The organism is Streptomyces sp. NPDC086077 (assembly GCF_040686175.1).
Taxonomy (GTDB): Bacteria; Actinomycetota; Actinomycetes; order Streptomycetales; family Streptomycetaceae; genus Streptomyces.
Window position 1 is genome coordinate 1 of record NZ_JBFBJT010000057.1, and the last position, 14,576, is coordinate 14,576.

Annotated in this window: 13 protein-coding genes; 4 read left to right on the forward strand and 9 right to left on the reverse strand. The window is 73.6% G+C overall.

The annotated features are described in order from the left end of the window. Positions 1-35: 35 nt before the first annotated feature. The 6 genes from AB0O67_RS18245 to AB0O67_RS18270 all read right to left on the reverse strand — a co-directional run bounded on the left by AB0O67_RS18245 (position 36) and on the right by AB0O67_RS18270 (position 5,175). Positions 36-1,160, reverse strand: a complete 1,125-nt coding sequence (locus AB0O67_RS18245; RefSeq protein ID WP_365451182.1) for a serine hydrolase domain-containing protein — start codon at positions 1,158-1,160, stop codon at positions 36-38. Continuing rightward, a complete protein-coding gene (locus AB0O67_RS18250; RefSeq protein WP_365451184.1) occupies positions 1,157-2,074 on the reverse strand; it encodes a hypothetical protein in 918 nt (305 codons plus the stop codon). Before AB0O67_RS18250 ends, AB0O67_RS18245 begins: the two co-directional genes overlap by 4 nt. Then, the gene (locus AB0O67_RS18255; protein WP_365451186.1) at positions 2,071-3,006 is read right to left on the reverse strand and encodes a hypothetical protein; all 936 of its coding nucleotides are present in this window, start codon (positions 3,004-3,006) and stop codon (positions 2,071-2,073) included. The genes AB0O67_RS18250 and AB0O67_RS18255 overlap by 4 nt, the downstream gene beginning before the upstream one ends. Beyond that, positions 3,003-3,692, reverse strand: a complete 690-nt coding sequence (locus AB0O67_RS18260) for a hypothetical protein (protein WP_365451188.1) — start codon at positions 3,690-3,692, stop codon at positions 3,003-3,005. The genes AB0O67_RS18255 and AB0O67_RS18260 overlap by 4 nt, the downstream gene beginning before the upstream one ends. A gap of 22 nt (positions 3,693-3,714) precedes the next feature. After that, the gene (locus AB0O67_RS18265; protein ID WP_365451190.1) at positions 3,715-3,903 is read right to left on the reverse strand and encodes a hypothetical protein; all 189 of its coding nucleotides are present in this window, start codon (positions 3,901-3,903) and stop codon (positions 3,715-3,717) included. A gap of 129 nt (positions 3,904-4,032) precedes the next feature. Beyond that, positions 4,033-5,175, reverse strand: coding sequence for an aromatic acid exporter family protein (locus AB0O67_RS18270; RefSeq protein WP_365451192.1), 1,143 nt, complete (start codon positions 5,173-5,175; stop codon positions 4,033-4,035). Positions 5,176-5,483: 308 nt separating this feature from the next. On the opposite strand from AB0O67_RS18270, the gene AB0O67_RS18275 reads away from it, so the two are divergent. Further along, complete coding sequence (locus AB0O67_RS18275; RefSeq protein ID WP_365451194.1) at positions 5,484-7,040, forward strand: APC family permease; 1,557 nt, start codon at positions 5,484-5,486, stop codon at positions 7,038-7,040. A 316-nt stretch (positions 7,041-7,356) separates the two neighbouring features. On the opposite strand, the gene AB0O67_RS18280 is transcribed toward AB0O67_RS18275, so the two are convergent. From AB0O67_RS18280 to AB0O67_RS18290, 3 genes are all read right to left on the reverse strand, one after another. Further along, on the reverse strand, positions 7,357-7,530 hold the full coding sequence (locus AB0O67_RS18280) for a CsbD family protein (protein ID WP_365451196.1): 174 nt from the start codon (positions 7,528-7,530) through the stop codon (positions 7,357-7,359). A 132-nt stretch (positions 7,531-7,662) separates the two neighbouring features. Next, entirely contained in the window at positions 7,663-9,195 is a 1,533-nt protein-coding gene (locus AB0O67_RS18285) for an FAD-dependent oxidoreductase (RefSeq protein ID WP_365451198.1), read from the reverse strand. A gap of 191 nt (positions 9,196-9,386) precedes the next feature. Continuing rightward, positions 9,387-10,022, reverse strand: coding sequence for a class I SAM-dependent methyltransferase (locus tag AB0O67_RS18290; protein ID WP_365451200.1), 636 nt, complete (start codon positions 10,020-10,022; stop codon positions 9,387-9,389). A gap of 140 nt (positions 10,023-10,162) precedes the next feature. On the opposite strand from AB0O67_RS18290, the gene AB0O67_RS18295 reads away from it, so the two are divergent. The 3 genes from AB0O67_RS18295 (at position 10,163) to AB0O67_RS18305 (ending at position 14,490) form a co-directional block, all read left to right on the forward strand. Continuing rightward, a complete protein-coding gene (locus AB0O67_RS18295) occupies positions 10,163-11,029 on the forward strand; it encodes a fructosamine kinase family protein (protein WP_365451202.1) in 867 nt (288 codons plus the stop codon). A gap of 66 nt (positions 11,030-11,095) precedes the next feature. Beyond that, entirely contained in the window at positions 11,096-11,773 is a 678-nt protein-coding gene (locus tag AB0O67_RS18300; protein WP_365451204.1) for a lipoprotein, read from the forward strand. Between the two features lie 188 nt (positions 11,774-11,961). Beyond that, a complete protein-coding gene (locus tag AB0O67_RS18305; RefSeq protein ID WP_365451206.1) occupies positions 11,962-14,490 on the forward strand; it encodes a SpoIIE family protein phosphatase in 2,529 nt (842 codons plus the stop codon). Positions 14,491-14,576: the final 86 nt, after the last annotated feature.

Sequence of the window (14,576 nt, forward strand, 5' to 3'; positions counted from 1 at the left end):
GACGCGGCACACCGCCGCGTCCGATGCCGCCCCCGTCAGTCCTCCGTGAGCAACGCGTAGGCCGCGGCCACGAACGGGTCCCCGGCGCGGAAGCGGCGGGTGCACAGCGCCGCGACCGCCGTGCCGGTGTCCGGCCGGAAGCCCAGGAACGCCTGCTGGCCGAGGGTCGCGCCGCTGTGGAAGTACATCGGGCCGCCCTCGGCGGTGGGGTGGCGGAACCACGCGACGGTGTGGACGTGCCGGTGGCTCAGCCCGCGCCGGAGCACCGGGGTGCGGATCGCGCGCAGCGCGCCCGTCAGGGGCGAGTCGCCGCGGTCGAGATGCGCTTCGAGGAACGTCAGCAGGTCGTGCGGGGTGGCCCGGACCGCGCCCGCGGCGGTGAAGCCTCCGGCGTCGAAGGCGGGGAGCGTCCCGGTGCCGTCCTTGGTGTGGCCGACGGCGTCCAGCTGCGAGCCGCTGGGCCGCAGGGCGGTGCCGTGCAGCCGCAGGGGACGCAGCACGTGCTCGGTGAGCAGGTCCTCCCAGGAGGCGCCCAGGGCCGGGGCCAGGGCGTGGCCGAGGACGGCGACGCCGAAGTTGGAGTAGTGCCATCGGGTGCCGGGCCGGTGGCGGGGGCGGTACCGCAGAAACGCGCCGACGACCCGTGCGGCGGGGTAGCGGGCGTAGGGGTTGGTGTGCCAGGCGGGCATGGCCTGCAGGTAGAAGTCACGTGGCAGCGCGGGGAGGCCGGACGTGTGGGTCATCAGGTGGGCGAGCGTCACGGGGGTGTCGCCGGTGTCCCGGCCGGGGCCGAGGAGGCCGAGTGCGGGTTCGCCGCCGGTCAGCCGGCCGCTGTCCACCAGGTGGGTGAGGAGCAGGCCGGTGTAGGCCTTGGTGGCGGAGCCGATCTCGTAGCGCAGGTCCTCGCGGAGCAGGGGCGGAGGCGGTGCGGTGCCTCCGGAGCGGAGGGTGCGGCGGCCGTGGCGGGTGACGGCGAAGACGACGTCGGGAGCGTCGGACGCGGCGACCGCGTCCTCGAGGAGCAGCGCCAGACGGCCGTCCTCCTCCCAGCTGACCGCCCGTGCGGGGGGCAGGGGCTCCACGGTGGCGAGTGACGCGGCATCACGCGCTGACTCCGTGTCGAACGGTGCTCCCGGCCACGGCGTGCGGGCGCCGGTCATGACGCGTGGGCCAGTTCACTCAGGGCCCGCGAGGTGGCCAGCACGGAGGCGAACGCCGCGACCAGCGTGGGGTGGTAGACGAGGTCGAACACCTCGTCGGGGCTGCCTTCGGGCATCGTGCGCAGCGCCGGCATCGCCCCGTCGGGCTGCTGGGCCGCGGCGAACCCATGCCACGCGCGCGGGTCCAGGGTGGGGTGGGGCAGGCAGGCGTCGACGACGAGCAGTTCGCCGAGCAGGTCCCAGCGTTGCAGGTCCAGCCAGTCGTCGAGCCACACCGGCAGCCAGGTGGCGAGGTAGTCGGCGATGGCGGGCGGCAGCCGGTCGGGGTGCTCACCCCAGTCGGTGAGGTGGAACACGGCGTGGGTGACGGTGTAGGCGATGTGGCCCTCGACCGTCCACGGTTCGGGCCTGCGGGCCAGCCAGGTGGCGCCGAGTGCCTCGGCCTCGGGCGGGCGCGGTGCCAGGCCGAAGCGGCGCTGGAAGGCGGACAGGCCGAGCCGGCGGGTCGGGTTGGCCTCGAAGGCGGACCAGCTGCCCAGGCGGTGGTTCAGTACGGCGGCCCGCTCCACCTCGGGCTGGCTGTAGCCGAGCTCCTTGAACGGCAGGTACACCTCGAACGGGATGGGGGAGATCGGTTCGACCCGCTGGCCGCGCACCAGCATGCGGCCGCCGTCCAGGGTGTCGCGCCAGGTGTGGTCCAGCAACTCCCGAGCCATCCGGGCCTGTTCTGAACCGGCCACGCCCTCGCGGAACAGCACCTTGCAGATCAGAGCGAGTTCACCGATCGGCTTGAAGCGGTCCAGGAAGCCCACTTCGGGGTCGACGTCCGGCTCCAGCCGGAAGTTGTCGCGGTGGGTCCACAGCCACTCGATGGCGGCGACTCCGACGTGGTGCATCAGGCGGGTCTCGGTCATCGGAGCACCTCCAGCTGGTCGCGGCCGGTGTGCCGGAGCGTCGACGCGGCGGCGAAGGCGGCCATGAGGGTGGAGTGGTAGCAGCCGGCGAAGTCGTCGCCGTCGCCGCGGTCCTCGCCGCCCTGCTCCGGGACGGCGCCGGTGGGCAGCTGCGCCGCCGCGACGCGGGGCCAGGCCTCCAGCGCGGCGGCCGGAGGGTGGGGCATGCTCCCGGCCACGGCGAGGAGTTCACAGCTCAGGTCCCACATCCGGGCCTCCACGCAGGTGTCGAGCCAGGCCGGGAGCCAGTCGGTGAGATAGGACTCCAGGTCCGGCGGCAGGCCCCCGTCGGCGCGCCCCCAGTCGGTGAGGTGGAAGACGACGTGGGTGACGGCGTATCCGGTGGCGCGTTCGAAGGTCCAGGGTTCCGGCAGGCCACCCAACCAGGTGCGCTCCAGCGCCGGTGACCACCGGCCGTGTTCCCGGATGCCGCTGCGCGACTCGGCGTTGAGCACGCCGAGTCGCCGGGTGGGTTCCTGTTCGGTGCACTGCCAGCCCCGGGTGCGGGCGACGACGGCGGTGGCCGCCTCGTAGGGCTCGTACCGCAGTCCCGCCGAGGCCAGGGCGGCGTACACCTCAAGGGGGTAGGTCGCGAAGGGTTCCAGTCGCTGGAGCCGGAGGAACAGCTCCCCGTGCCCGGTCTGTTCCCAGGCGAACGACAGCAGGTCGTGGGCGGAGGCGTGCAGGGGGTTCGAGGGCGGGGCGGTACGGGTCACGGTCGCGCAGACCTGGGCCAGTTCACCGAGCGGCTTCCAGCTGGCGTTGACCCGCCCGTCGACGGCCAGCGCGTCCTCACCCAGGGCGAACGCCTCGCGGTGCGCGCGGACCCAGGCGAGGGCGGCCCCGGCGACCTCCTCGACGCTCCGGCTCTCCCGCACGTCGACGGCGGTCACACGAACGCACCCTGCCGCATCAGGCGTGCCGCCTGCAGTTGCAGGGCCACGCGCGGGTCCTGGCCGCCCATCAGGTCGACGAAGTCCAGCCCGGCGTCCAGTCCCAGGGTGTCCGGCACGCCGGGCAGCAGGGTCAGCCAGCGTCCGGCGCCGGCGGCCTGCCGCCAGTCCCTGCGGCGCACCGCACGGACGAAGCCCCGGGCGACGTCCACCGGGCGGCCCTTGGCCACACGGGTGACCGCGCAGTCCTCGCCGGGCCGGGCCAGCGGGGCCAGCACCGCGAGCTGGTGGGTCAGATGCTGCCAGCCGGCCTCGTCGAGCCAGGCCGTGTCGGGTTCCCCGGGGACCGGTACGTCGGACTCGAACCGGCGCAGCGCTCGGGTCATCGCCCAGTGGCTCCACGCGACGGTGCCACCGGCGCCCGGGCGGGGCGGGTAGGCGGCCACGGACTCCCGGAACAGAGTGAGTTCGCCGGGGGTGGGCGAGGTGCGCAGCAGTACGTGCGGGAGGAGTACGTCGGCTCCCACCACCCGGACCGCCGCCGAGGCGACGCCGTGCTCCGCCTCGCCCGTCACCGCGGTGCCCTCCGCTCGCATGTGGCCTCCGCTCCGAAGAGCGGAGACCACATCGGAAGCGAGCTCCTGCACCGCGCCCTCCAGGAGGGCCGAAGTGCCAGACTGCTTCATTTCGCTGCTCCCGTCGATCCGGTCAGCCCTTCTTGGGCCGCGGGGTCGGCGGCGACAGCAGCAGGGAACCGCCGCCGTCGGACAGGGCGAGCGCTGCGCACTCGCGGCTGTCGCGGTAGACGCCGTCGGCCTCGGCCGGGTCGAGCACCGCGTCGATGTCGGTGCTCTGGATGCCGGTGATTTCCGTGGTGATCTTCTCGGTGGAAGGCATGTCACCATCTCCCTCAGGGTGTAAAGCAGTACCTTCGCCCTCCGGTGTCACCGCATCCGCGCGAATGATGCGAACGCCTTCAAAATTCGCATAGTTACCGAGTTCAACTTCTCCGCGGCTGACGCGGCGTCACTCCCCGCGCCGCGCGTCCCGGGGCAACTGCTCCGCCAGGCGGCCGGCCTGCGCCAGCAGCGCGCCGTGGACGGCGAGCGCCTCGGGGTCGTTCGGGACCGACCCGGGCAGTTGCTCCCGCAGGGCGTTGAGGGCCTCGTCGAGTTTGCCGACGGTGTCCCGCAGCTCTTCCTCGGATCCGTCGCCGAAGCGGGTCCGGGCGTACAGGTGGATCGCCTCGGCGGCGCGGCACAGGAAGACCGCGTACGGGCCGGCGATCCGGGGGTCGGGCCGGGGTGCGCCCCGCTTCTGCTCGGCGACCTCCATGACGGTGCGGGTCACCCCGGCGGCGTGCACGGCCACGTAGTCAAGGACGGCGACGGCGTCGTCGTACGCCTGGCCGGGCGAGCGCCGGCGGCGCCGGCCGAATGGATTGACGCGCAGGCTCTCCCGGGTCCAGTCCAGCGAGGAGCGGGCCTGGTCCACCAACCGCCGCAGGCGCAGCGCCCGGTCGTGCCAGCCCTCGGCGCGGTAAGCGTCCCACTCGTCCTCGCGGAGCCCTTCGGCGACGGACGTCAGGATCGTGTGGGCCTCCCCCGCCGCGTCCTCCAGGGCGGCCCGGGTGTCGCGCAGGTAGACGGGCGGGCGGATCAGCGCGTTGACCGCGATGCCCACCAGCGCGCCGAAGACGGCCTCGGCGATCCGGGCGGCGGAACCGGTGACGCCGACGTTCGGGTCGGTGAGGACGAAGAGCGCTCCGGTGGCGGCGTAGATGCCCTGGCTGCCCAGTTGCCGCCAGTTGCCGACCAGCACCGCCACCGGGAGGACCAGGGCCATCGCGGCCATGGCGTTGCCGAGGGCCAGCGCGCCCGTGGTGGCCACCACGGTGCCGAACGCGATGGCCGCCAGCTGTTGCAGGCCGTGCGCCAGCGACCGGTACACGGTCGACTGCACCAGGACGACCGCCACCCAGGGCGCGACGAACGCCATGGGCGCCTGGAGCCACCACCCCACCACGGCCCACGCCACCCACGCGGCCAGCGCCGCCTTCACCGCCTGCACCGCCAGGTCGCGCTCCCGGCCCGGGGCCGCGCAGGCCCGCCGTACCGCGTCCACGGCGGCGTCGTAGCCACGCCGGGCCCTGTGTCCTGTCGCGCGCATCGATCCCATACCCCCCAGGTGCCACGTATTCCGGGGCCTACAACCGGCGGGAAGACGAACGGGCACGAGAAGTGGTGTGGCGCGGATCACTCGGAAAGATCACAACGCGCCACATCGAGCTTCGCTGCGATTACCGAATATCGGACGTCGGGAAGTCGACTATGGAAGCTCGGCACGACACCCGTTTGCGACCTTTTGATCCAAGGTTTAGTGACTACGACGCCATCGAATGATCGAGATTTGAGGTCCGGTCTGGGCTGACGTCGTGGCAAGTCGGCACGGAAACCGCAGGAATTAACGTCCTGTTCATGACTCAGCTGGACGCACGGCCCCAGGCCGGAGACACGGACGCGGCCCCCGCCGGGGGGATGCGCGCCAAGGGCCTGAGCGGGAACTCCGTCGGCCTGCTGGGCAGCGCGGTCATCGGTGTCTCCACCGTGGCCCCGGTGTACTGCCTCACCTCCACGCTCGGCTCCACCGCGGGCGAGGTGGGCGTGCAGATGCCCGCCGTGTTCCTCGCGGGATTCCTGCCGATGCTGCTGGTCGCCTTCGCGTACCGCGAGCTGAACAAGGTGATGCCGGACTGCGGCACCTCGTTCACCTGGACGGTCAAGGCGTTCGGGCCGCGTGTGGGCTGGATGTGCGGCTGGGGACTGGTGATCGCCACGATCATCGTGCTGTCGAACCTGGCCGGCGTGGCCACGTCGTACTTCTGGCTGCTGGCCGGTGAGCTCACAGGCAGTGAGTCCGTCGCCGCGCTGGACGGGAACAAGGCCGTCCACATCCTCACGTGTCTCGCGCTGATCGCGATCGCGACGGTGATCAGCTATCGCGGGATGACCGCGACCAAGGGCGTGCAGTACGCGCTGGTGGCGCTGCAGCTGGTGGTGCTGGCCGTGTTCGTGGCGATGGCCTTCGGCAAGGCGGGCAGCGTCGACTTCCCGACCTCGGCTCCGTTCTCGTGGTCGTGGCTGAATCCGTTCGCCGTGCAGTCCTTCGGCGCGTTCACCGCCGGCCTGTCGCTGTCGATCTTCATGTACTGGGGCTGGGACGCCTGCCTGACCGCCAACGAGGAGACCAGCGGCAGCAGCCGCACCCCCGGCCGCGCGGCCCTGGTCGCCATGGTCGTGCTGGTCGGCTCCTACCTGGCCACCGGCGTGGCGGCGCAGATGGTCGTCGGCTCCGGTGACCAGGGGCTCGGCCTCGCCAACCCCGAGACCTCCGACAACGTCTTCGCCGCCCTCGCCGGCCCGGTGATGGGCCCCGCGCTCGGCATCCTGCTCTTCGTCGCCGTGCTCGCCTCGGCCGCGGCCAGCCTTCAGACCACGTTCATCCCGGTGGCCCGTACCGTGCTGGCGATGTCGACGTACGAGGCCCTGCCCGCCTCGTACGCCCAGGTGCACCCCCGCTTCAGGACGCCGGGCCGGGCCACGGTGACCGCGGGTGTCGCGACCGGCCTGTTCTACACGGTGATGTCGCTGGTCAGCGAGCACGTCCTGGTCGACACCATCTACGCGCTCGGCCTGATGATCTGCTTCTACTACGCCCTGACGGCGTTCGCCTGCGCCTGGTACTTCCGTGCGGAGCTGCTGCGCTCGGGCCGCGACCTGGTCTTCAAGGGGCTGTTCCCCGTGGTCGGCGGCGCGCTGCTGGCGGCGGTGTTCGCCAAGACGCTGGTCGACATGTGGGACCCGGCCTACGGCAGCGGCTCGTCCGTGCTGGGGGTGGGCTCGGTGTTCGTGATCGGCGTGGGGCTGCTGGCCCTGGGCCTGGTGATCATGTCCGTGATGCGGCGGCGCAGCCCGGCCTTCTTCCGCGGCGAGGTACTGACGGCGTCGACGCCGGCCCTGGTCGCCAGGGACTGACGCGCCGGATACCGGCCGGCCAGGGCTGACGGGCCCGAGGGCCGGACTGACCCGCACGTCTCCCAGCCGGACGTCGGCCAGGGCCAGGCGGGGCAGCGCGTCGCCGATGGAGAGGTTGACCCGCAGCAGCTCCTCCAGGCCGCCGTCCAGCAGTTCCGGGTGGTCCCGGAGCAGGTCCCAGGTCGTGCGGTGGACGAGCAGGTGGCATCACCGCGCTTGGAGCAACCGTCGGGGCGGGGAGAGCGCCCGCGGGCACCGCCGGACGGCCGAGGAGCGGGTCCCCTCGTGCAGGGGACCCGCTCCTCGTTCGACCCGTTCAGTGCTTGAACGTGTCCTTGGTCTTCTCCTTGGCCTGGCGAGCGTCGCCCTTGGACTGCTCCGCCCTGCCCTCGGCGGTCATCCGCTCGTTGCCGACCGCGCGGCCGGCCGCCTCCTTGGCCTTGCCCTTGGCCTGTTCCGTCTTGGCCTTGGCCTTCTGCTCTCGCGCCACGATCGTTCACTCCAAGCGTCGACGGCATTCGCTGTCCCTGCCCGGGTGGCCCGATTCGCGAGGCTCAAACGCCGCTCACCCCGTCCGGTGGACCACGTGAAAGGTCCCGACGTTCCAGCGGCCGTACCGTCGTCAGAGGTCCCGCCGTTCCAGCGGTCGTACCGCCGGGCCCTGGAGGACCTGGCCGTCCGGGGCGAAGCGGGAGCCGTGGCAGGGGCACTCCCACGCCTGTTCGGCCCGGTTGAACGCCACCAGGCAGCCAAGGTGCGTGCAGCGCGCCGACACGGCGTGCAGCCGCCCGTCCCCGTCACGGTGGACCGCGCAGCGTCGGCCGCCGACGTGCACGACGGCGCCGTCACCGGGGGCGAGGTCGTCCACGCCCGGCCGGGTCAGGCCCGGCAGCCGGTCGCCGACGAAGTGCCGCGCGACGGTGGCCTGGTGGCGGATGAACTGGCCGCCCTCGCGCAGCACCGGGGCGATGCGGCGCGGGTCGTACAGCTCGCTCCACGGCGGCGCCTCACCGCCGGTGATCTGGTCGCAGAGCAGCCGGCCGGCCATGATGCCGCCGCTCATGCCCCAACCGCCGAAGCCGGTGGCGACGTAGACGTGACGGCTCGCGGGATGCAGCGGGCCGACGAGCGGGACGTGGTCGGTGGAGTCGTTGTCCTGCGTGGCCCACCGGTGGCTGAGGTGCAGCGTGCCGAAGTGGCGCTCGGCCCAGCTGGTGAGGGTCGCGAACAGTTCCTCGGTGTCCTTGCCGCTGCCGGGGGTGAAGTGCTCGCCGGTCACGATGAGCAGGCGTTTGCCGTCGGCGTAGGGTGCCGTGCGCACCGAGCGGGTGCGGTGCTCGGGGGTGATGTACATGCCCGTGGGCGCCTTGGCCGCTTCGACGGGAGCGGCGATCACCAGTTCTCGGCGGGGCGAGAGCCGGGTGAAGAGGAGGGCGCGGTCGAAGACCGGGTAGTGCGTGGCGACGACGACCGCCCGGGCGGTCACCCGGGTTCCCTCCTGCGTGGTCAGCACGCACGGCTCCCCCTCGCTGAGCCCGGTGACGCGCGTCCCCTCGTACAGCTGCCCGCCCCCGGCGCGAACGGCGTCGGCCAGCGCGAGCAGGTACTTGCGCGGATGGAACTGGGCCTGGTCCGCGACCCGCACCGCGCCCTGGACCGGGAACGGCAGGTCCGTCTCGGTGACGAACTCGGCGGTGAGTCCCGCCTCGCTGGCCGCCTCCGCCTCGGCCCGCAGCTCGGGGACACGGCGGCGCCCTTGCGCGAAGGTGTAGGCGGCGGTGTCCTCCCAGTCGCACGCGATGCCCAGTTCGCGCACTATCTCGGCGGCGTGGTGGATGGCCTCCGTCTGCGAGCGCGCGTAGAGGCGCGCTCCGTCGACGCCACGGGTGCGGCGCAGCCGGTCGTAGATCAGGGTGTGCTGGGCGCTGAGCTTGGCGGTGGTGTGCCCGGTGACGCCGGCGGCGATCCGGTCGGCCTCCAGCACGGCGACCCCGTGCCCGCGCCGGGTCAGCTCCCATGCGGTGCTGAGCCCGGCGATGCCTGCGCCGATGACGGCGACGTCGACCTGGAGGTCGCCGGCGGGCGGTGGTGCCGGTTCACCGGGCGGGACCGTGTCGAGCCAGTACGACGCGTGGAATGCTGCCTGCTCGGTCATGGCGGCCGAGTTCCCGGGGCATGCGCCGGTCACACGGAACCGTTCGTGCGAGGCCCAAGGCACCGGTCGGGCGCGGCCGAACCAACCGGCCGTGCGAGGCCGACGGGGCCGTTCGCGCGCCGACGAACCCACCGGCCGCGTGAAGCCGACGGGGCCGTTCGCGCGCGGCCGACCGCATCGGTCGTGCGAGGTCAACGGCGCCGGAGCCGCCACACGTTGTCCTCGCGGAAGCCCTCCTCTCCGTCCGGCGAGACACTGGCCCGCCGTACCGTCTCCGACGTCTCGACCGTCCAGCTCGCCTCCGGCAGTGCCAGTTCGGCCAGGACGCTCTCCCGCGTGGGGAACACGTGCGCGAAGGGCGGTTCGGTCTGCCAGGAGGGCCAGCCGGCGTGCATCACGATCAGGAGCGTGCCGCGCTCGGCGACGGCCTCGGCGGCGCACCTGAGCACCGCCTCCTGGTCCAGGCCGACCGGCGACTGAAGGAACTGCGCGTTCACCAGGTCGAAGGTGCCCTCGGGGAAGGTGTGGCCGAGTTCGTGCCGTTCCCAGGCGGTGCGGTCGCCGACACCGGCGTCGGCGGCGTGCCGGGCCGCGCGTTCCAGGGCGGTGGGCGAGATGTCGACGCCGGTGACCCGCCAGCCCTCGGACGCCAGCCACACCGCGTCGGCGCCCTCCCCGCAGCCCAGGTCGAGGGCGGTGCCGGGACGCAGGCCGGTCACCTCGCGGACGAGCAGGGCGTTGGGGCGGCCGCTCCAGACGCGGTCGGTGTCGCGGTAGCGGGCCTCCCAGAAGGCTGCGGGCTCGGTGGGTGCGGGGAGTTCGGCCACGGGGTCTCCTCAGAGGTGACAAAGCTGATCGGCGCCGGTTCGGCGCCCGCGGACCGAGCCTGTCGCGCCGGGAAGGGCTCGCCAAACGCCTTTGCCGGTTCCGCAAATGCCCTGCTCGGCGCTGTCGTACGGTGGTGGCCGTGCAGAGCAGCGACCAGGGGCCCGAGGCCGCGGCGACCCGCTTCACCGGGCGAGCGGTGACCGGTGTGCGACCGGTCTCCGGCACGCTCGCCGAGGTCACCCTCGACGACGGGCGGGTGGTGATGGTGAAACGCCAGGACGCCCCGGGTGGCGCGGGGGCGGAGGCGGCGGGACTGCGGTGGCTCGGCGCCGCGGGCGCGGTGCGGGTTCCGGCCGTGCACGGCCACGACGCGCGCTGGCTGGTGACGGACCGGGTGCCGGAGGGGCGGCCGGACACGCGGGCGGCGCTGCGGTTCGGGCGGGACCTGGCCACGCTGCACTCCTTCGGCGCCGAGGCGTTCGGGGCTCCGCCGCCGGGCGGCCCGACGGACGCCTCGATCGGGCTCGCCCCGATGCGCAACGTCCCGGGCACCGACTGGCCCCACTGGTACGCCGAGCACCGCGTCCTGCCGTATCTGCGGCGCGCCGTGGACGACGGCACGCTGCGCGCCGCCGAGGCGGGCGTCCTGGAGCAGGTCTGCGAGCGGCTCCCGGGACTCACGGGGCCCGCCGAACCCCCTGCCCGCCTGCACGGCGACCTGTGGCACGGCAATGTGCTGTGGGGCTCCGACGGGCACGCCTGGCTGATCGACCCGGCCGCGCACGGCGGGCACCGCGAGACCGACCTCGCCATGCTGCGGCTCTTCGGCTGCCCCCATCTCGACGAGGTGCTCCACGGCTACCAGGAGACCGCCCCGTTGGCGGGCGGCTGGCGCGACCGGGTCGCGCTGCACCAGCTCTTCCCGCTGCTGGTGCACACCGTGCTGTTCGGCCGGTCCTACGCCGTGCAGACGCTGGAGGCGGCGCGGGCGGTCCTGGCCCGCTGAGCCCGCGCGCTGCCCGTGGGAGCGCCCGGGTTACAGTTCCGCCTTCAACCGAGAGGAGACACCACGGTGCGGGTCGGGGCGGGGAACACGTGGCGGGGGCTGGTCCACGTGGCGCTGGTGGCGGGATTGTCGACGGGTTGCGGGGCGGCGGAGGACGACTCCGAGGCGTCCGTGAGCGCATCGGCGGCAGACAAGGCCGGGCAGGCGGACCAGGCGGACTCGGCGGGTGGGAGCGTCGAGAGGGGCGGCACGATCGGGGCCGCGGGCTCTCCCTGTGAACTGCCCGTCACCTTCGACATCGCGGCGAAGTGGACGGCGGAGTCCACCAGCGTCCCCGGCAAGGACGTACCCGAGGATCTCGCCGACGTGATGTTGCTGCAGGGGCCGGTCACCGCCGCCTGCGAGGTGGACGCCAAGCCCGCCGGGCACATCGGCTTCCTGCGGGTCTGGACCGGGGAGCCGGGCGCCGCCGACGCGCGCGCCGTACTGGAGGGTTTCGTCGGCGCCGACACGGGCGCGAGCCAGGCGAAGTACCGGCCGTTCGAGGCGGGGGACCTCGCCGGCACCGAGGCGGAGTACCGGTACACCAGCGAGCTGCTGGACGAGACCAAGACGGAGCGCGCGCTCGCCGTCGTGACGCCGGACGGCCCGGTCGTCCTGCACCTCGGTGGGCTGGACACCGCCGAGCACGAGGCGATGCTCCCGGCGTACGAGCTCGCGAAGCGGACGTTGCGGGCATCCTGACCCTCGCGGTCACCGGCTCGGGCCGCCCGGCGCGCCTTTCGGCCGATCGGCGCCGTCCGGGCGGGTTCCGTGCGACGGACCATGGCGTACGCTCCGGATTCACGCCCGCCCGGGTGCGGGCGAGGGGCGTCGTGGCGCATTCTTGCTGTGTCGCCTGCGCGACGGCGCGCATGGACGAGGTAGGGCCGATGACTGGGAGCGCCGAAGGCCGGAACGGGACACCCGGTGGGCTGGCCACGCTGCTGGCCGACGCCGCCGGTGAGGCGGTCCGCGCCGCCGACGGCCGCGCCGCGGGTGTCTATCTTCCGTCCGGCAGTCCCGGTGTGCTGCGGCTGGCCGTCCTCGTGGGTCTGCCCGGTCGGCTGTACCGGCCGTGGTGGCGGCTGCACGTGGACCGCCGGTTCCCGGTCGCCGACGCCTACCGACTCGGCGTGAAGGTGGTGCTGCCGAACAGCACCGAGAGCATGCGCCGCTATCCGCAGTTCGCGGCCGGGCTGCCCTTCCCGGTGGCGACGATCAACGTACCCGTCATGGGGTCGGCGGCACCCTTCGGCGTACTGACCGTGCTGCTGCCGCCGGTCTCCGACGCCACCGAGCTGCTGGCCCGGCGGGACCGGCTGGCCGAGATCGCCGAGGAACTGGCGACCGGTGTGCGGCGGCTGCAGGCGACGGGGGTGCCGCTCGTCTGGGAGGACGAGCCGCTGTGCATGCGACCGCCCGGAACGCGCCCTGCACCAGCGCGGATCGGGCGCTTCGCCTGGCAGCCGACGACCGATGTCGTCACGCCGGACGACAGCGCGCGAACCCTGCTCCGGCTCGCCGAAGAGGAACGGCCGTGGGCTTCGGAGGCACTGGTGCGGGCCGTGGCCGCGGAGGACGCGGAGCGGCTCGCGGACCTGCTGCGGGCGGCGGCCGACGGCAAGCAGCCACGCGGTCCGCTGCGCGTGCGCACCGCCGACGGCGCGCCCCGGACGGTGGAGCTGTGGAGCCCGGACGCCGCCGTGCACGGCCCGGACCAGCCGGTCGGCGGAATCGTGCTCGACGCGAGCTCGATGGCCGACGCGGCCGCCGACCAACTGCCCCAGGGCGTGTTCTGCATGGACCGGCTGGGGCTGATCGTCTACGCCAACCCGCGCGCCGCCGAACTGCTGGCCGAGCCGCGGGCGCGCTTCCTCGGGCGTGCGCTGTGGGAGGGCGTGCCGTGGCTGGGTCAGTCGGCGTGCGAGGACCATCTGCGGGCGGCGCTGCTGTCCCCCGAGCCCGTGCACTTCCACGTCAGACGGCCGCCGCCGGGCGAGCGGGAGACCCGCGCCGAGCCGTCCGAACCGTGCGGCGGTGACTGGCTCTCCGTCTCCGTCCACCCCGGCCCGGACTTCCTGACCTGCACCGTCGCCCCCGCCAGTCGCGGCACACAGGCCCCGGACCCGCCCGACGCACCCGCCGACGTGGCGACGGCCGACGCGCCCGGCACCGACGTTGCCACGACCTCGCTGGTGCTCCGGCCGATCGTCCTGGCCATCGCGCTCACCGAGGCGACCACTGCGCGGCAGGTCTCCGCGGTGGTGATGCAGGAGCTGCTGCCCGCGTTCGGCGGCCGCCGCCTCGCCATCTATCTGCTGCAGGAGCGGCACCTGTACCTGGCCTGGGAGACCGGCTTCCCATCGGGCTTCCTCGCGCCGTTCGAGGGGGTGGGCCTCGACGCCCGGCTGCCCGGCGTGGAGACGCTGACCACCGGCCAGCCACTGTTCTTCGACTCCATGCACCAGCTGGCGGACACCTACCCGGGCATCCCCCTGGACGCCACCGAGGGGGCACGCGCCTTCCTGCCGCTGATCGCGTCGGGACGGCCGGTCGGCTCCTGCATCCTCGGCTTCGACCGGCCCCGCAGCTTCAGCACCGAGGAACGCACGGTCCTCACCGCGCTCGCCGGGCTGATCGCGCATGCCATGGAGAAGGCCCAGCGCTACGAGACCGAGGCCGCGCTCGCGCGCGGCCTCCAGCGTGCCCTGCTCCCCCGACGGCTGCCGGTGCATCCCCGGGTGGAGACGGCGGGCCGGTATCTGCCGGGCACGCAGGGCATGGATGTCGGCGGCGACTGGTACGACGTCGTCGAGGCCGGGGACGGACTCGCCCTCGTGATCGGCGACGTGCAGGGGCACGGGGTGCAGGCCGCGGCGACAATGGGTCAGCTGCGCAGCGCGGTGCGCGCGTTCGCGCTCGACGACCGGCCGCCGGACGAGGTGCTCAGCGGCACCAACCATCTGCTCATCGACCTCGACCCCGGCCAGTTCGCGACGTGCTGCTACGTCCGTCTCGACCCGCTCACCGGCAGGGCCATGGTGGCCCGCGCGGGGCACCCGCCGCCGCTGCTGCGCCGCCCGGGCGGCCGTACGCTGGTGCTCGACATTCCCGGCGGTGTGGTGCTCGGCGTGGATCCGCTCGCCCATTACCCGGTGACCGAGCTGGTGATGGACCCCGGTGCCGTGCTCGCGCTGTACACGGACGGCCTCGTCGAGCGGGCCGGCGCCGACATCGACGAGGGGATCAGCGCGCTGCGGGTGGCGCTGGCCAAGGCCGGCGCCGCGGCGAGCGGTCGGGGCGGCCGCTCCCTGGTGACTCTCGCCGACCGGCTCACGGCCGCCGCCCGGCATTCCGCGAACCGCCCCGACGACATCGCCCTGCTCCTAGCGGCCCGCCGGGCCGGCAGGCCGAGCTGAGGGCCCCGAACCCGGGGCGGTGCCGTACAGGCAGGCCGGGCACCGTCCCGCCGCCCTGGAAAGGCGGCCAAGGACCGTACGCGCGG